We start from the raw sequence: 17,070 nt of genomic DNA on the forward strand, positions 1-17,070 counted from the left end.
CTTCGATCGCCGGTTCGAGAAACCGGAATGACACGTGGCCGACGGGACTGCGATCATGCGCGCCATGATCTTGTTGTGGGCGGGGGTGCACCGTGCAGCCACTGCGTCCGGCTGATCCGGCCGCGATCGGCGGATATCCGCTGCTCGGCCGGCTGGGCGAGGGCGGGATGGGGCTGGTCTACCTGGCGCTGGCCGGAGGGGGCCGCCACATCGCGTTGAAGGTCGTGCGCGAGGGGTTGGACGATCCGCAGGTGCTGGCGCGGTTCCGGCGGGAGGCGCAGACCGTGGCGCGGGTGCGCAGCCGGTACGCGGCGGCGATGGTCGCCTCTGGCCTGATCGAGGAGCCGTTCTGGCTGGCCACCGAGTTCGTGCCCGGCCCGACGCTGCGCCAGGCCGTGCAGCGGTACGGCCCGCCTCCCGTCAGCACCTGTGTGCGGCTGCTGGCCGCGGTGGCCACGGGGCTGGCCGAGGTGCACGCCCAGGGGGTGGAGCACCGCGACGTCAAACCCTCCAATGTGGTGCTGGCCCCGGACGCCCCCAAACTGATCGACTTCGGGATCGCGCGGGGCGAGGACCAGACGCAGATCACCCGCACCGGGGGCTGGAACGGCACCCCCGGCTATGTCGCGCCCGAAGTGCTGCGCGAGCAGGCGTTCGGGCCGCCCGCCGATGTGTTCTCCCTCGGGGTGACGATCGCCTACGCCGCCACGGGCCGTCCGCCGTTCGGGTCAGGTCCGGTCGAGGCGGTGCTGCTGCGCACCATCAACGACGAACCCGACCTGGCCGGGCTGCCCGCCGAGCTGGCGGCACCGCTGGCGGCGGCGATGGCCAAGGACCCCGCTGATCGTCCAACCGCACAAGAACTGGCCGCGGCATGCGGGGCACCTGCGCGAACGGTCAAAGCCGATACCGGCGACCGCCCCGTCGCTCCCCACGGCCTGCAGGATGGGTTCGCCAGTGACTCCGCGTACCAGCACATCACTGCGCTGGCAGCGCAGCCAGTTCCGGCGGACGTGGCAACAGCGGTGCGGCAGGGGCTGGTACCGCACGGCCACGGGAGAACGAGAAGGCTACGCCGCACAGGCGTCATCGCCGGTGCCGCGGCCGCCGTCCTGGTCCTGGGATCGGCGGTCGCTTTCCGCTACCTCGACAGCGGGGACGGCGACAACAGTGACCGGGCGCCCACCGGCCGCCCCGCCGCCGGCGCGACGGTGACGGCCGCCTCCCGGCCGTCGTTCGAGGGGTCGGTCTCCGATCTGAGCGAGGGCCGCTCCGGCTTCGGCTCGTTCCTGAAGAACAACATCGGCCGCAAGGTGCGGCTCAAGGTCGGCCTCAACATGGACCTCAAGATCACCGACGGGAAGGGCGCCGCCATCGACACGAGCGGCGCCGAACACGACAACGTCATCTTCCAGGTCTGGTCCACCTGCGAGGGCGGCCTTCCCGAGAACGAGAAGCCCGAAATCGGACGTTGCACCGCCTACCACGTGAACATCGGCAATGACGAGCGCCCCTGGAGAGGGCTCAATTTCGTGCACGGCGAGTTCGTCTTCCAGGGCAACTTCGAGGTGTCAGGCGGAGACGACTACCAGGGCCTGACCCTCTACTCCCTGCTCCCCGTGGCGGCCGACTGACCTCCGCCGCCCAGACCGGATACCCCCGTATCGCCCAGACACCTGAGGCCCGGGCCGACTACGTCCCCCACCACGACGCCGTGGGGAACCGGCCGGCCCACTGCGTCGTCGATTACTGACGTGACTGAAGTGACCCCCGCCCTGTCCGACGACCACAAAGAACTGATCTCCGACCTCTGCGGGATCGTCAGCGACTACCCCCACGGGAGTCCGTCGGCGACCCTTGGTCTGCTCGCCGACGACGCGGCGGACGCGCTCGCCCGCATCGGCACTCCGCAGGGGCGTCGGGAACGGACCGGGTACACAATCCTGCTCCACACCACGTGCTGGTATGTCGCCGCACGCGTCTTCAGCAAGTCCCTCTTCGCGTCGTACACGCAGGCCCTGGAAGGGGTGCGGGCCACGCTCGACCCGGCGTCCTGCACCTGCCCGGACGGAGCCCACCCCACGGACGTGGACGACGAGTACGGCGTCGAGGCCGGGGTGAGCATGCTGTCCGAGGCCGGCCGTGCCGTGTTCGCCGAGGAGTACGGGCTGGAGGGCGAGGAACTGGCGGCGTTCGACTGCGAGGCGTTCCTCGCCGGCCTCGCCGACGGGGCCACCGTCCGCATGCGCGAGGCCCACGAGGAGCTCTTCGGCAGTGTGGACGTCTCCCACCTCGACGCGCGGTTCCTCCGGGACGGCGGCGGGATCGACATCGTCGCCCTGCAGGAGGCCATCCGGCGTTCCTGGGAGGACAACACCGGCCCCGTCGCAATGTGGTCCGCCCGCCGCTGGCTGGCCGGGCAGGTGCGCGACGAGGAACGGATCGGCCTGTTCCTGTCCCTGTGGATGGGCATCGCCCAGACCTACGAAGGTCTGCCTCCCTCCTACACCCGCGAACTGGTCGCGGCCCTGGACACCATCGACCCGGACGCCTCGTGCGAGCACCCCCAGCACCCCTGGTCCGCGACCACGCACGTGGACTCCCGGTACAAGGCGGTGGTGCATCTGTACGCGCCCGAGGACTACCCGGCCACTCCGGTGCCCGTCGAGCTCTCGGCCCGCGAACTGTGGGTATGCCCGGCGCACTACGCCGAGCTGGCACGCGGTGCGCGGGAGGTCGTCGAGCAGTGGCGTCACATGCGCGGCGGCGAGGAGGAGGACCGGTAGGTCCTGATGCGTGCCGCCCCGCGGTCCCCGACACTCACCCGCCTGGGCTCTTTGTGGTGGTGATCCGCGTAGATCAGGGCTGCGCCAGCAATCGGTCGACCAGCCCGGCGATGTAGTCCGGGGTGAGCGGGCCCGCGCCGAACAGGACGCGGATGTACATCGGGGCCATGATGTGGTCGAGCACGCCCAGCACGTCGGGTGGATTCTCGCCCCGTTCTCCGGCGCGGTCGAGCATGGCCTGCATGAACCGGGTGCGTTCGGCGAGAAAGTCGTCGCGCGCCCGCAAACCCTGTTCGCCCCTGTTCGACAGGGCGACGGTCAGGCGCAGCACCGCCAGACCGTCGGGTCCCGTGATCTCGCGCGCCACCTGACTCGCGTAGGCGTGCAGGTCACCGGCCAGACTTCCGGTGTCGGGCATCGGCGACTGCGCGTTCAGGCGCGTGAGCACCACGTCGGTGAGCAGGGCTTCCAGGGTGCCCCACCGGCGGTAGATGCTGGTATCGGCCACGCCCGCGCGGGCCGCGACGTCGCCGACCGTGAACTCGCCGTAGCCGCGCTCGCCGACCAGGTCCGTCACGGCCTGGTGCACCGCCGCCCGGACACGGGCGCTGCGCCCGCCGGGCCGCCGGACCGGTCGTCGCTCTTCCATGCCCTCACCTTAGCGCAGCTCGTGGTTGCGTTAACGACGCCTGCCGTCTACTCTCTCCTAAAGCAGTTAAGAGCTGCTTTAGGAGGAACGATGAAGTCTGCACCGCCGGTGGCCGTGCCGAACAGGGCGGCGTTGCTCACGGTGACCTGCCTGGGGCAGTTCATGGTGCTGCTCGACAACACGATCGTCGGGGCGGCGCTGCCCGACATGCAGCAGCGGCTGCACATCGAGTTGACCGGGCTGCAATGGATCGTCGACGCCTATGTGCTGCTGGTCGCCATGCTGTTGCTGTCCGGCGGCGTCTTCGCCGACCGCTTCGGCCGCAAGAGGATGTACCTGGCCGGCGTCGTGGTGTTCACCGCCGCGTCCGTCGTGTGCTCCGCGGCGCCCTCACTCGGCTGGCTGGTCGTCGGGCGGGTTCTGCAGGGCATCGGGGCCGCGGCGCTGAGCCCCGCCTCGCTGACCCTGCTCGCCGCCGCGTATCCGGTTCCGCAGGAGCGGGTCAGGGCGATCGGGCTGTGGGCCGGATTCAGCGGAATCGGTCTGGCCGCCGGACCACTGGCCGGTGGCGTTCTGGTGGAGGCCTTCGGCTGGCCCGCCATCTTCCTCGTCAACGTGCCCGTCGGCGCGGTCCTGCTGGTCGCCGGGCTGCGCGTGCTGGACGAGTCCCGCAACCCGAACGCGCCCTCGATCGACGTCCCGGGAACGGTCCTGTCCGTCCTGGGCGTGGGGGCGCTCACCTACGGGCTGATCGAGGGCGGCGCCCGTGGCTGGACCTCGCCTGTGATCCTGAGCAGCTTCGCCGCAGCGGCCGTGCTCCTCGCCGTCTTCGTGGTCGTCGAAGGACGGGTATCGGCGCCGATGCTGCCATTGCGCCTCTTCCGGCAACGGCTGTTCACGGTCTCCAACACGGCGATGATCGTGGTCGGTTTCGCGCTCATGGGCTCGTCGTTCTTCTTCTCCCAGTTCTTCGTCTACGTCCAGGGCAGCTCGATCCTGCGAGCCGGGGTGCAGACCCTGCCCGCCACGCTCGCGATGGTCGTCATCAGCCCGTTCGCGGGCCGGTTCGCCGCCCGGTACGGCTTCCGGATCATGGTCACCCTCGGCCTGATCCTGGCCGGGCTGGGACTGCTGGCCGTAGGTTTCGTGCACGCCGACACCGGCTACGCGAACGTGTGGTGGCGGCTGGCCGTCGTCGGTATCGGGTTCGCCCTGACCATGTCCCCGCTGACCGGCGCCGCCATCCAGTCGGTCAGCCCGCAGGAGGGCGGTCTGGCGTCGGGCGTCAGCAGCACCACCCGGCAGATCGGCGCGGTCCTCGGCGTGGCGGTGCTCGGAGCCGTCGTCCGCACCCGGGAATCCGGTGGCGCCTCCTTCGAGGACGGACTCAACAGCGCCTTCGTGGTGGCCGGCGTCGTCACTTTGGCCACAGCCGTGTTCACGGGCCTTTGGCTGACCAGGAGCACGCAGCCGTCACGGCCGACGAGCCCGACCCCGCGCGTTGCTGAAGACACCATGAGCCGCTGACACAGCAGAAGCCGACCGTTGGTGATGTGGGCGCGGAGCGGACCGGCGAAGCGCCGCTCATGCGGCCTGGCGTGCGAATGTCGAGGCCCTTGCCGAGTTCCACGCTGTTGTCGGGCGTATTGGGAACACCGGAAAGCCCACATCTCGGAACGGAGGGCTGTGCCCCCTGCTCAGTCGAGGTAGAGGCGCTCGGCCAGGCCCGCGGCGGCGAATGCGGCCAGGATGTCGTCGGGGCCTTCGGTGAAGTGGGACCAGCTGTCGACGTGCGCTGGGACGATCCGCCGCGCACCGAGCATCGCGGCTGCGGTGGCTGCCTGCTCGCTGTTCAGTGTGAGCAGGGCTTGGTCGAGGAGAGGCGTGCGGACGGCGCCCGCGAAGATCACCGCGGTGTCCACGGGGCCCAGCCGGTCGGCGATCTCCTGGACGAGTTCCAGCGCGGCGTTGTCGCCGCTGACGTAGACGCTGGGAAGATCGGGTGCGGAGAGCACGAAGCCGATCACGTCGCCGGTGACGGGTTCGCAGCCCTCGGGCCCGTGGCGCGCCGGGACGCCGGTGACGGTGAGCCGGCCGCCGTCGGGGCGGGGGAGTTCGTGAGCGTCCCACGGCGCCAGGCCGAGCGCGTTGCCGCCGAGGCGCCGCGCGCCGCTCTCGGTGGTGTAGACCACGGGAACGTTCGGCAGCAGGGCCCGTCCGGCGTGATCGAGGTTGTCGGGGTGCTCGTCGTGCGAGAGCAGTACGGCGTCCAGGTGACCGATCTCGCTCGCCTGGACGGCGGCTGATGCCGTCTTGCTGAGGAACATGCCGGGGCCCACCTCGTAGTCGCCCGGCTCGTCGAACGTGGGATCGGTCAGGATGCGCAGCCCGCCGATCTCGATGAGAGCGGTGGGTCCGCCGAAGACCCGAACGCGGGCGGCGCCGGCGCGAGAATCTGACATGAACACTCCTCACGTTATTTGATGGATTTCTCCGTGAGGACGCTAGCATGACGTCACGGAAGAACCAAGCAGTTAACATGAGAAGATGAGTCCAACGGACGCTGCGGCCTCACGACACCTCCTGCCCCCTGCTCCGGGCGATGACGGACGTCCGGCGCTGGCACTGGCGAATACCTGGCTGGTCACCCCCGCCGGCACGACCGACATGATCGGTGATCGGGAGCTCGCGACGGCCTGGCTCGTCGAGCGTGATCTGATCGATTCCGGGCTGGCGCTCGGTGACCCCTGCACGGCGCGCCTGCGCACGTTGCGGCACAGCATCCGCGAGTTGCTCACTGCTCTGACGCAGAAGGAGCCCGCGCCTCAGCATGCATTGACCGTGGTCAACGACGCTTTGACCGCGGTGCCGCGCGCGCAACTGCTGGCCTGGAGTTCCGAACAGGGCTTGTATCGGCGCCGGCTCCATCCGCTGGACCAGGCCACCGACCACATTCTCGCCGAATTGGCCGCCGACGCCGCCGACCTCCTCACGGGTTCAGATGTGCCCAAACTTGCTGCGTGCGCTGCCGAACCCTGCTCTCGGTTCCTCGTGCGCACCCATGGAGCCCGTCTCTGGTGCTCAGTGCGCTGCGGAGATCGGGTCCGGGCGGCACGGGCCTACGCCCGACGGCGTCGGCCTTCATCTACCTAGCGGCCTGCCCGAAAAAGGTCTCGGAACGATGCCCGGCGTCACGCGAATGCACCTGCCGTCCCGGTGCCGTCGGTAGTGGCGAAGCGCAACTCCGGCAACACCCGCGCTGTCACCCCGGCGGCTCTGCACGCTCAGGCCCCCGCAGCTGATCCAACCCTCGACCACGTCATAGCGCCGCCCGGCCACGGGACTCGAGGGCGGGACGCCTTCGGCACCTTTGATCAGCTTCCTGGCTTGCGTTCTTGGGGCGGGCTCAGTGCTCGCGGCATCCGACAGCAATGCGTGCCTGACACTGTGCACGCGCTTCGTAATGCCTCCACCGATCTGCGGCGGGTCGGTGAACTCAGTGCCGGTCCAGCCCCTGAGAGGCGTGTTTGCGCGCATCCCGGTGGGGGCGACCGTGCAGGTCCGCGCACGTCGGCTGACCCGCCGGCGAGTGGCGCTTTTGTCGGGCCTGGGCGCGTATGCAGTTCGACGATAAGCCAAAAATGGCTTGATACTAGACAAAAGTCGTCAACTGGATTTAATTGTGTTTCTGAGTGGTCATAGCATGCGGTGTCCCGATGGTTAGCAGTGCATACCCTTGTTGGTTTTGTTGGATCCTGCCTAAACTCGCCCGGGTCGGGTGAGTTTTCGGGGCAGTCAGAGAAATGAAAGGCTAGGCGTGGCCGACGTGTCGGAAGAATGCTCGCCGTCTATCTCGCGACGGGCGGCGCCAGGGGACTCGTTATTCGCCGCATTTGATCCGGTCCTCTTTCGGAGAAATTCCGAAGCGGTCGCCGCGCGCCTGGAATCGCATCTGGCGGACCGGTCCGTCCGGGGCCTGGACCTCGCGGATCCGGACGTCCTGGCGCAGGCGGCGCGGGCGTTGATGACCGTCGAGCGCGAGGGCATCGCCGCCTTCGACGAGAAACGGCTGGCGGCGATCGTCGACCTCTATCTCCGCACCGGCATCCAGGTGCACTCGCCCGGATACATGGGACGGCAGTTCTCCGGCACCGTCCCGCTGGCCGGCGTCATCGACTTCGTCGGCTCGGTCGTCAACCAGCCCTCGTCCTACTACGAAGCGGGGCAGCTGCCGATCACGGCCGAACGGATCATGGCCGAGGAGCTCAACCGGTTCATCGGTTGGGACCCGGGCTCCTTCGCGATGGTCACGACGTCCGGGGGGTCGCTGGCCAATCTCACCGCGCTGCTGGCCGCCAGGAACCGCGCCTATCCCGGCATCTGGGCGTCCGGCGAGCATGGCGGTCGCGGCCTGCCCGCCATCGCGGTCAGCGAAGAGGTGCACTACAGCGTGACCCGCGCGGCCGGCGTCCTCGGCATCGGCGAGAAACGGATCGTCCGGCTGCCGGTGGACGCGCGAGGACGCATCGCCGTGCGCCGGGTGCCCGCGGTGCTCGCCGCCGCCGAGCGCCGTGGCCTGGAGGTCTTCTGCCTGGTGGCGTCCGCGGGCACCACCGCGCTCGGCGCCTTCGACCCGATCGACGAACTGGCCGGTATCGCCGCCGAAGGCCGTATCTGGCTGCATGTCGACGGGGCGCACGGCGCGAGCCTGCTCGTGTCGGACGTGCTGCGGCACAAACTGCGCGGTATCGAGAAGGCCGACTCGCTGACCTGGGACGCGCACAAGCTGATGTTCGTCCCCGCGCCCTGCACCATGCTGTTCTACCGCGACGCGGGGGACGCCCCCGAGGCGTTCGGCCGCCGCGCCGCCAGCTACGTCCTCGACGAGGAGCCCGACGCGCACTGCGCGTTCGACAGCGGCGACAAGAATCTCGAGTGCACGAAACGGCCGATGATCATGCCGTTGTGGGCGCTGTGGGCGGTGTACGGGCGCGCCCTCTTCGCCGAGAAGGTCGAGCAGTTGTGCCGGACGGCGTACGAGGCGCACCGCATCCTGCTCGACGAACCCGATTTCGAGGTGCTGCACGAGCCGGAAGCCAACATTCTCTGTTTCCGTTACCGGCCGGAAGGCGTCGCCGCCGACCGTGTCCACCGCCTGCAACTGCGAATCAGGAAACAGGTAAGGCTCGCCGGACGGTTCTTCATCTCCAAGGTGGACGTGCAGGGAACCGCGGCACTGCGCATCGTCTTCATGAACCACGAGATCAGCGCGGAGCATTTCCGAATGCTCCTCGCCGAGATCAGGAGCACCGGTGAGCGGCTGCTCCGTGGTGATCTCCCCGAATGACGAACCCCCCGTGACGAACAGGAGCGCGACATGACCTCGACGATTCTCACGCCGGTCGGCCGGTCGCCCGTGGACGGCCCGGAACTGGCCGCGCGGCTGATCCCCGAGGAGGAGATGCGGCCGTGGTCGGTGGACGCCGTCCCGGCGCTGCCCTCCTTCGCGAGCAAGTTGCGCGAGTGCGAGCGGCTCTGCGGCGTCCCCTACGCCGAGACTCCGCACGATGTCCAGGACGCTCTGGTCCTGCGCCGCCTCGGCCAGATGATCAATACGGCGCTGCTCAACCCGCTGTGGCGGGAGCGGCTGACGGCCTCCGGCATCACCGGTCCGCCCGCCACCTTCGAAGAATGGGAACGGGTGCCGCTGTCCGACAAAACCGTCCAACGCGACATGTTCACGGGCGCCCGCGCCGGAATGGTGGTGCCGCTCGCGCACGGCGGGTTCGAGGTGGTCGCCAGCGGCGGCACCAGTGACGGGCTGCCACTGGAGATCGTCTACTCGCTGCGGGAGCTGCACGACACCTACCGCATCGCCGGCGCCTTCATGGGCACCTACCAGCTCCGCGACCACCTGGCCGGCGGCGACCCCAAATGGCTGTTCACGAACCTCGCCGACTACCAGATGTGGAGCAGCGGGACCATGGTCGGCGGCGTCCTGCAGCAGGTCCCGGGCGTCAACTACATCGGCGCCGGTCCCGTCACGGGTCCCGTGCTGGAGCACATGTTCTCCTACCCCGGGCCCAAGGCCATGATGGGCATCTCGGCGGGCATCGCGATCCTCAGCGACCTCGGCGCCGGACTGAGCCCCCAGGCGCGGGAGAGCTTCCGCGTCGCGCTGTACGGCAGCGGCGTGCTGCCGCACCGCAAGCGCGCCGAGCTGCGCGCGGTCTTCCCGAATGTCGCGATCCTCAGCTACTTCGCCGCCACCCAGGCCGAGACCGTCGGTCTCCAGCTGAGCGACGACTCGCCCTGGCTGGCCGCGGTGCCCGGCCTGCACCTCGTGGAGGTCGTCGACGACCAGGGCCGCGCGGTCGCCGAGGGCGAGGAGGGCGAGCTCGTCGTCACCCGGCTGCACGCGCACGAGGCGCCGCTGCTGCGGCTCAAGCTCGGCGACCGGATGATCCGCCGCCCCGCCCTCGACGGGCCCGGCCTGAAGACCGGCCGGTTCGAGTTCGCCGGCCGCACCGCCGACGTGCTGCACATCAACGACAGCCAGTACTCGGCGGCGATCGCCTACGCCGCGCTCCGCGACCGGCTGCGCGAGACGACCGGCATGGACCTGGACGCCGCCGCGCACGAGATCCAGTTCGTGAACAACCGCGAGCACAGGACCATCACGCTGCTCGCCGCTGTCGACGACGCCGACGGCCACACCTGCGCGCTGTCGGCCGCGCTCGGCCCGGCCGGCGTCCACCAGGTCTTCGTCGGTGCGCTTCTCCGCTCCCTGTCGCTGTTCAACGACCGGGAGGCCACCCCGGAGGCGGTCGAGCGGACCGGCTACCGCTTCCAGCTCGCGTTCGTGCCCCGGTCCTCGCCCGAGATCGAACGGACGGCCGTCGGCAAGGTTCCCCTCGTGCGCGACCGGGGCTGAGGGACGGCGACCGACCAGAACAGGAGTGCCAGTGAAACCCCACGTCAACATCGTCGTGCTCGTGGACGCCGTCGGAGCCCTGTCGGACGGGACGCTGCACAACGGCAACCTCTCCCTGGTGGACGACGGAGACTTCGAAAGCCACGGCCAGGGCACCGTCGACCTGTGCACGATCGTCGTGCCCGGGCAGGTCGTCCAGTGGACCGCGATCGCGATCGACGTCCAGACGACCGCCGAGATCTCCGCCATCACCTTCCTGCCCCCCGGCGGAGCCGCCCCGGAGCGGGCACCGGTCTGGGAGGCGCCGTCCGGCGGCCACGAGAACCTCGACCTGAAGGTGTGGGAGGGCGTCGTCCCGGCCCACCTCACCCGCGGCGTCCCCTACCACTACCGGCTGGAAGTGCAGATGCACGAGGGCCGCCACAGCGTCCTGCATCTCGACTCGCCCGCGCTGATGTGCGCGTGACCCCACCAGCGACCCGAAAGGCGCATCCATGGCGCAGCAGCAAGGGATCATCGTTCTCGTCGACATCGCCAACGCGCTCCAGGCCGGAACGCTCACCGGCAACGTCTACCTCTTCGACAACATGGCCTTCCTCGGCTCGACCGGACAGGGCACACCGGACCTGGTGACCATCTGCCCCGGCACGTACTGGGCGGACGGGTCGCAGGCCACCGAGCAGGTGCTGAACTGGCTGCCCGCCAGTCTCGGCTCCATCCCTCCGACCGTCCCCCGCAGCTACCACGCCGACCGGGCGCAGGCCACCGACCAGGAGGCGCTGGAGGAGATCGCGGGTGTCGCCGACCGGGCCGGGGACCCGTCCGTCGACACGGCTGCCGAACTGGAGGGCCTGCGTCGCCGCGTGGGCGCCCGCGCCCGCAGGCCGCGCGGGGGCCGCGCCCCGGCCGTCGGCAAGGTCCTGGACGTCACCGGGAACGTCGTCACCGGCGAGGGGCAGGCCTACAACCACCCCAACCCCGTGATCACCGACATCACCGGCCAGGCCGTGGACGAGAAGGTCATGTATCCCGCCCAGTACGGCTCGCCGGACATGGTGTCGGACGGCTGGTACTGGGCGGCCTCGGTCGACACGGCCCGTCCCGGGACGTACCGCTACACGATGCACATCCAGTTGCACGAGCTGGTCTGGCGCAACGACGAGCCGTCCTGGGAGCCGGTCGACTTCACCTGCGACTCCGCCATCAAGGTCATCAGCGATCCCAAGCGCAACGCCTTCACCGGGGCGGGCCTCGGCGCGCTGCCGATGCCCTGAGCCCGCGTCCCCCCGAGTCCCGCACCGAACGGAGAAGCCGATGCCCAGCAAGGCCAGACCACCCGAGTCCCGGCCCGTGTCGATCACGGCGGTGATCGACCCGGTCGCGGCCCTCGCCTCCGGAACCCTGGAGGGGAACCTGTACCTGTACGACACCAACAAGGCCGAGGGGTCGACCGGCTTCGGCACGGTGGACCTGCGCACCCGGGTGCGCTCCGGCGACCGGATCATCTGGAACGTCGTCGTCCTGGAGTGCGAGACCTACGCCGCCCTCGACGGCATCGTGATCGACGAGAAGTTCTGCGCGCCCGAGCGGAAGGTCTACCCCAACACCGACATCACCTACTGGACCGCGACGGTGAAGCGGCATGTCGCCGAGCCCGTCTCGTACCGGCTGAAGTTCCGGCTCGGCACCGTCACGGAGCCGTACGCCATATCGACGCCGGCCCTGGTCGGCCAGAGTGCCACCGGAAGGGGGCACCGATGACCACCGAGGCCCGCGGTCAGCTCAACTCCGTCCAGCTCAACGTCGTCACCCTGGTGAACATGGAGCGCGCCGCCCGGACCGGCTCCCTCGACGACGCGCTCTACATGATGGACAACAGCGTCGGCGGGGTCGGGCAGGGCACCGACCACCTCGAGACGATCTGCAAGCAGGGGCAGGTGATCAACTGGATCATCCGCCCGATCGAGATGCACAAGCGCCCCGACGGCACATGGCCGCCGATGCCGAAGATCAACAACCTGGTGTTCCTGGACACCGAGCGGGGCGACGAGGAGGACGTCGCCGAACGTCGCGTCATGACCGAGCTGAAGATCTACGGGATGCCGGACCTGATGCGCTCGCCCTACACACCGATCTACTACTACTGGGCGGGGGCCGTCCTCAGCACCGCCCGGCCGGGGCTGTACCGCTACCGCCTGGTCCTCGAACTGGAGCAGGACGGCACGAAGGAGAAGCTCTACCTGAACACCAGGAACCACCCGTCGATCCGAGTCCTCAAGGTGTGACGGGCGGTCCCGGTGCCGCGCGGACCCGGTCAAGGAGGACCGGGCCCGCGCGGACGGGGCCCAGACCTCGGCGCGCCCGGGAGCGGACGGGCAGCCTCGCGGTCACTGCGGACGGTCCTCGGAACGATCTTCCGATCTCGACGGTGGCGAGGGTTCGTCCGCCTTGCCGGAGACTCCCGGACGCCTGATCCGGGTGCGGGTGCGCTCGAACCAGGCCGGTACTTCGCGTTCGTCGTCGAAGCCGCGGGCGACGACGATGTCGGTTGAGGAGTGCGCGAGGATCGACAGGGTGATGGTGACGCCGACCAGGTGGAAGATCTTCTCACCCGCCGGGATGCCGGACTCCAGGACCAGCAGCCCGTAGACGACCGAGGCGAACCCCTTCGGGCCGAACCACATCACCGCCGCCTGCTCCCGCGCGGTCAGCCCGGAGCGCAGGAACGACACCCAGATCGCCACCGGCCGGGCGACCACCAGGGCGAGGACGGCGAAGGCCCAGCCCGTCCAGCCGACGTCGCCGAGGAACGCGGGGGACAGCAGCGCACCGAACACCAGCAGCGCGGCGAGCTTGAGGAGTTCGGCGATCAGCTCGCCGAACTGCTCGAACGCCTCCCGGTGCCGGTGCCCGACGGTCGCGACGGTGACCCCGGCGGCGAAGGCCGCCAGGAAGAGGTTGCCGTGCGTGGCCTGCGCGGTCGCGAGCACCAGCAGCCCGATCGCGACGGCGTTCAGCGGCTCGTACTTGGGCGAGATCGCGAACCACCGGGTGCGCACCAGCATGATCGCCGCCCAGGGGATCGCCACGCCGATGGCCAGACCGCCGGCCAGTTCGGCGCCGAGTTCGCCCAGGTGCAGGTTCTCCTCGCCCTGGGCGATCGCCAGGAACAGCACCACGAACGGCAGGACGAGCCCGTCGTTGACGCCCGACTCGACGTTGAGCAGGTGCCGCAGCCGGGGCGGGACCTTGTCGTTGCCGACGAGCGCGGCGGCGAACACGGGGTCGGTCGGGGTGAGGACGGCCGCGATCAGCAGTGACTGCACCCATCCCAGGCCGACGACGTAGTGCGCGAGCACGGCGGTGACCAGCAGGGTCAGCGGCAGGCCCCAGCCCAGCGCGCGTCCGGGCAGTCGCCAGGCGCTGCGCAGGTCCTGCCAGCCCGCGTGCATGCCGTCGGTGAACAGGACCGCGAACAGCGCCAGCTCCGCCAGCTCGGACACCAGCGTGTCGCCGGGCCGCAGCGCGATCACCCCGGTGACGCCGTCACCGAGGAGGAACCCTCCGACCAGGAACAGCGCCGCCGTCGACAGCACAGTGCGGTGCGCGAGGCTGGACACCAGGACCGCCAGTAGCAGCAAGGCGGAGAAGGCGAGCAGAAGGTTGGGCATACCGGGGCTCTTTCGGGAATGGCGGACGCAATGCCGACCAGACTTCCCGGCTCACCGGCCACGACCCTAACGCGAATCCAAGCGCGCTTTCCACACGGCCTCCAGGCGAGCACCCTGGCACCCGCGCCGTCGACTACGTCGAGCCGACGAGGTGCGCCAAGGCCGCCGTGAAGAGCGCCGCCGACCGAGGAACCGAGACCTGACGCGCCCGGCCTTCCGCGGGGCGAGGGTCCGGTGGTTGAACCGCCAGGCTCCGGCGATGACGAGGACGGCCGTGGCCGCGCCCAGGACCGCGGTGCCAGCGAACTGGACGCCGTTCTTCAGCGCCACGGGGACGGCAACCACTCGCGGCTCGCCGGCTGCAAGAGCTACGTGACTTCGCGGGTTCCTGTTACGCGAGATGCCGGCCTTGATCGAACGTTGGCGCATCGGACGCGTCGGGGCTGTCGGTGGTGGTCAGGATGCGAAGTGCCTCGGCCGTGGTGAGGGGCGTGAGCCTCGCTGCGTATGCGTACTCGACCTGGTGGTGGGCGACCTGGACGACGGCGTCACGGCCGTACTCGTGATCGGGTGGATTACCGCTGATCGTCGAGTGGCCTGTTGATCTGATCGATCCGCTGGATCCGGCCGTCGGGCGCCAGCCGGCCGAACATGTAGACCTCTGCGGTGAAGGTCTTGCCCTTGCGCATTCTGGTGCGGAGGGTCCAGCGTGCGCTTATCTGGTCACCGCGGACCAGCGCCTGGTGGATCTCCACCCCGGTGTGTTCGTCGGCTGCCATGGCCGCCCTGTCGACATTCTTGCGGACGGGCCGGACGTGGTCGATCATCCGCTGCCGGTCGATCACCAGGCCCTCGTTGCAGTACTCGAAGTCCGGCACGAAGTAGCGGTCGAGGATCGCGCCGGGTTCCTCCTCTGACAGGGCCATGTCCCGGGTGTAGGTGACGAGGAAGTCGACGAGGTCGCGCTCGGTGCTGATGCCCATGATGCCCCTTGTAAGAGTAGGCAATACGCTTACGCTGGACTGTACCGCACCCCCGTAGGGTTTCCCGTTACGCGCGTTTCCCACCCCGGGCCTTCTGGCCGCCTACACCGGTCTGGCACCCCGAACAGCCCTACCGACCCGACCACAGATCCGCAGCCCAAGTCGCAGGACCCGCTGGATCCGGCGCCCGACAGGCCCTTCCTGGCACCCTAGGATCGATGATCACTGATACCTGATCACGCTGCTGCGATGACGGCGGCAAGGAGTGCGATGAGCCAGTTCTTCCAGATCGGCGAACGGGTCCTCTGGAATCCCGCAACAGGAGTCGCTCAGGTCTTCCTGCGAGCGGCAGAGTCGTTCGCCACGCTCACCGACCTCCCCACAGGCCTCGGCCCGATGGAGGCGGACGAGTGCGAGATCGACATCGACGTCTTCAGCGCGTTCGTCGACACCCTCATCGACCGCTACACACGCTCCAACCACGTGATCCTCCGATCCCTGATGCAGGGATTCACCGCGACCGCCATCGTCCTGGTCACCCGCGGCGGAGGTCATCTACCAGCGCTGCAATCCTCGGACAACCCGGACATCGCGTCGCTGAAAGAGCTCAGCCGGCACCACGGCCGCGCGATGGTCACCTGAGCCACCCGCCGACCCAACCCTTGACGAATCCCATAGGGACACCCCCTACGCGCGCGGCGAGATCCTGCGGCTCGCAGTGTCAGCGAGCCGCAGGATCTGGGCTTGTCTGTCGTGGGTTGGTTGATCGAAGACCGCCGCCGAAAGCGGCGGGTGCTCATCGGGGACGTCGACCGAGCGCGGCTCCAGGTCGAGACGGACGCGGCTTGCTGTGCTCTCAGCGCCAGCCGAGTTCGGGTGCCACGTGGGTCAGGATGTTCTCCAGGACGTGGGCGTTGTAGTCCACACCGAGCTGGTTGGGGACCGTGAGCAGGAGCGTGTCCGCGGCCTGGATGGCCTCGTCGTCGGCGAGCTGCTTGACCAGGACGTCCGGTTCGGCCGCGTACGAGCGTCCGAAGATGGCCCTGGTGTTCTCGTCGATCATCCCGATGTGGTCGCCCGAGTCGGCGTTCCGGCCGAAGTAGGCGCGGTCCATATCGGTGGTCAGCGCGAAGATGCTGCGGCTGACCGACACGCGCGGCTCGCGCTGGTGTCCGGCTTCCTTCCACGCCTGCCGGTAGGCCTCGATCTGCTTGCGCTGCTGGACGTGCAGCGGCTCACCGGTCTCGTCGTCCTTGAGCGTGGAGCTCTGCAGGTTCATGCCCAGCTGGGCCGCCCACACGCTGGTGGCGTTCGAGCCCGAGCCCCACCAGATGCGGTCGCGCAGCCCCTCGGAATGCGGCTCGATGCGCAGCAGCCCGGGCGGATTGGGGAACATCGGCCGCGGATTCGGCTCGGCGAACCCTCTACCCCGCAGCACCGTGAGCAGGACTTCGGTGTGCTTGCGTGCCATGTCGGCATCGGTGTCGCCCTCGGGCGGCTCGTATCCGAAGTACCGCCACCCGTCGATGACCTGTTCCGGCGATCCCCGGCTGATGCCGAGCTGCAGCCGTCCACCGGAGATCAGGTCGGCCGCGCCGGCGTCCTCGGCGAAGTACATCGGGTTCTCGTAGCGCATGTCGATCACGCCGGTGCCGATCTCGATGCGCGAGGTCTTCGCACCGATCGCGGACAGCAGCGGGAAGGGAGAGGACAGTTGCCTGGCGAAGTGGTGCACCCGGAAGTAGGCGCCGTCCGCGCCGAGTTCCTCCGCTGCCACCGCGAGATCGATCGACTGCAGCAGTGCGTCCGCAGCCGACCGGGTCCGCGAGCCCGCGCCGTCACTCCAGTGACCGAACGAAAGAAAACCGATCTTCTTCACACCTATACCAACCAGCTCAGCGCCCGCGAGATTCCAGCACGCTGGCACCACGACCACCCCACGGCCCTCGACCGTCACACATCAGGCCCGGCCGGAGCCCTCTGCGATCACCCGGTATCGGCCCGCATGCCCGCCAGGTCGTCCATGATCAGGCCACAGCCGGTGAAC

Annotated in this window: 16 protein-coding genes; 11 read left to right on the forward strand and 5 right to left on the reverse strand. The window is 69.2% G+C overall.

The window, feature by feature from the left end; genetic code table 11:
* Window positions 1–92: 92 nt before the first annotated feature.
* On the forward strand, window positions 93–1,634 hold the full coding sequence (locus AB0C87_RS15115) for a serine/threonine-protein kinase (protein ID WP_360577944.1): 1,542 nt from the start codon (window positions 93–95) through the stop codon (window positions 1,632–1,634).
* A 120-nt stretch (window positions 1,635–1,754) separates the two neighbouring features.
* Complete coding sequence (locus AB0C87_RS15120) at window positions 1,755–2,786, forward strand: hypothetical protein (RefSeq protein ID WP_360577945.1); 1,032 nt, start codon at window positions 1,755–1,757, stop codon at window positions 2,784–2,786.
* A gap of 73 nt (window positions 2,787–2,859) precedes the next feature.
* Here the strand turns inward: AB0C87_RS15120 and AB0C87_RS15125 are convergent, their stop codons facing one another.
* On the reverse strand, window positions 2,860–3,435 hold the full coding sequence (locus AB0C87_RS15125) for a TetR/AcrR family transcriptional regulator (RefSeq protein WP_345173876.1): 576 nt from the start codon (window positions 3,433–3,435) through the stop codon (window positions 2,860–2,862).
* A 90-nt stretch (window positions 3,436–3,525) separates the two neighbouring features.
* On the opposite strand from AB0C87_RS15125, the gene AB0C87_RS15130 reads away from it, so the two are divergent.
* The gene (locus AB0C87_RS15130) at window positions 3,526–4,962 is read left to right on the forward strand and encodes an MFS transporter (RefSeq protein ID WP_360577947.1); all 1,437 of its coding nucleotides are present in this window, start codon (window positions 3,526–3,528) and stop codon (window positions 4,960–4,962) included.
* Window positions 4,963–5,132: 170 nt separating this feature from the next.
* Here the strand turns inward: AB0C87_RS15130 and AB0C87_RS15135 are convergent, their stop codons facing one another.
* Window positions 5,133–5,897: an MBL fold metallo-hydrolase gene (locus AB0C87_RS15135; protein ID WP_345173870.1), complete on the reverse strand. Its 765-nt coding sequence runs from the start codon at window positions 5,895–5,897 to the stop codon at window positions 5,133–5,135.
* An 85-nt stretch (window positions 5,898–5,982) separates the two neighbouring features.
* Here AB0C87_RS15135 and AB0C87_RS15140 point away from each other — a divergent pair, with 85 nt between their 5' ends.
* The 7 genes from AB0C87_RS15140 to AB0C87_RS15170 all read left to right on the forward strand — a co-directional run bounded on the left by AB0C87_RS15140 (window position 5,983) and on the right by AB0C87_RS15170 (window position 12,654).
* A complete protein-coding gene (locus AB0C87_RS15140) occupies window positions 5,983–6,588 on the forward strand; it encodes an ABATE domain-containing protein (protein ID WP_345173868.1) in 606 nt (201 codons plus the stop codon).
* A 664-nt stretch (window positions 6,589–7,252) separates the two neighbouring features.
* Window positions 7,253–8,782, forward strand: a complete 1,530-nt coding sequence (locus tag AB0C87_RS15145; protein WP_360577950.1) for a pyridoxal-dependent decarboxylase — start codon at window positions 7,253–7,255, stop codon at window positions 8,780–8,782.
* Window positions 8,783–8,812: 30 nt separating this feature from the next.
* Window positions 8,813–10,369 (forward strand): hypothetical protein, encoded by a 1,557-nt coding sequence (locus tag AB0C87_RS15150; protein WP_345173864.1) that lies wholly within the window; start codon window positions 8,813–8,815, stop codon window positions 10,367–10,369.
* Window positions 10,370–10,400: 31 nt separating this feature from the next.
* Window positions 10,401–10,835 (forward strand): hypothetical protein, encoded by a 435-nt coding sequence (locus tag AB0C87_RS15155; protein ID WP_345173862.1) that lies wholly within the window; start codon window positions 10,401–10,403, stop codon window positions 10,833–10,835.
* A gap of 28 nt (window positions 10,836–10,863) precedes the next feature.
* Window positions 10,864–11,643 (forward strand): hypothetical protein, encoded by a 780-nt coding sequence (locus AB0C87_RS15160; protein WP_345173859.1) that lies wholly within the window; start codon window positions 10,864–10,866, stop codon window positions 11,641–11,643.
* 40 nt (window positions 11,644–11,683) lie between these two features.
* A complete protein-coding gene (locus AB0C87_RS15165; RefSeq protein WP_345173857.1) occupies window positions 11,684–12,130 on the forward strand; it encodes a hypothetical protein in 447 nt (148 codons plus the stop codon).
* A complete protein-coding gene (locus tag AB0C87_RS15170; RefSeq protein ID WP_345173854.1) occupies window positions 12,127–12,654 on the forward strand; it encodes a hypothetical protein in 528 nt (175 codons plus the stop codon). The genes AB0C87_RS15165 and AB0C87_RS15170 overlap by 4 nt, the downstream gene beginning before the upstream one ends.
* Window positions 12,655–12,756: 102 nt before the next feature.
* Here the strand turns inward: AB0C87_RS15170 and AB0C87_RS15175 are convergent, their stop codons facing one another.
* Both AB0C87_RS15175 and AB0C87_RS15180 read right to left on the reverse strand, forming a co-directional pair.
* Complete coding sequence (locus tag AB0C87_RS15175) at window positions 12,757–14,040, reverse strand: cation:proton antiporter (RefSeq protein WP_360577952.1); 1,284 nt, start codon at window positions 14,038–14,040, stop codon at window positions 12,757–12,759.
* Window positions 14,041–14,615: 575 nt separating this feature from the next.
* Window positions 14,616–15,023 (reverse strand): nuclear transport factor 2 family protein, encoded by a 408-nt coding sequence (locus AB0C87_RS15180; RefSeq protein ID WP_345173847.1) that lies wholly within the window; start codon window positions 15,021–15,023, stop codon window positions 14,616–14,618.
* 270 nt (window positions 15,024–15,293) lie between these two features.
* On the opposite strand from AB0C87_RS15180, the gene AB0C87_RS15185 reads away from it, so the two are divergent.
* Window positions 15,294–15,665 carry a DUF6086 family protein gene (locus AB0C87_RS15185; RefSeq protein ID WP_360577954.1) on the forward strand — a complete coding sequence of 124 codons (372 nt, stop codon included), beginning with the start codon at window positions 15,294–15,296 and terminating at the stop codon, window positions 15,663–15,665.
* 214 nt (window positions 15,666–15,879) lie between these two features.
* Here AB0C87_RS15185 and AB0C87_RS15190 read toward each other — a convergent pair whose 3' ends face one another.
* Window positions 15,880–16,902, reverse strand: coding sequence for an LLM class flavin-dependent oxidoreductase (locus tag AB0C87_RS15190; RefSeq protein WP_345174185.1), 1,023 nt, complete (start codon window positions 16,900–16,902; stop codon window positions 15,880–15,882).
* Window positions 16,903–17,070 lie beyond the last annotated feature (168 nt).

The sequence above is a fragment of the Actinomadura sp. NPDC048021 genome (assembly GCF_040653135.1).
Lineage (GTDB): Bacteria > Actinomycetota > Actinomycetes > Streptosporangiales > Streptosporangiaceae > Spirillospora > Spirillospora verrucosospora.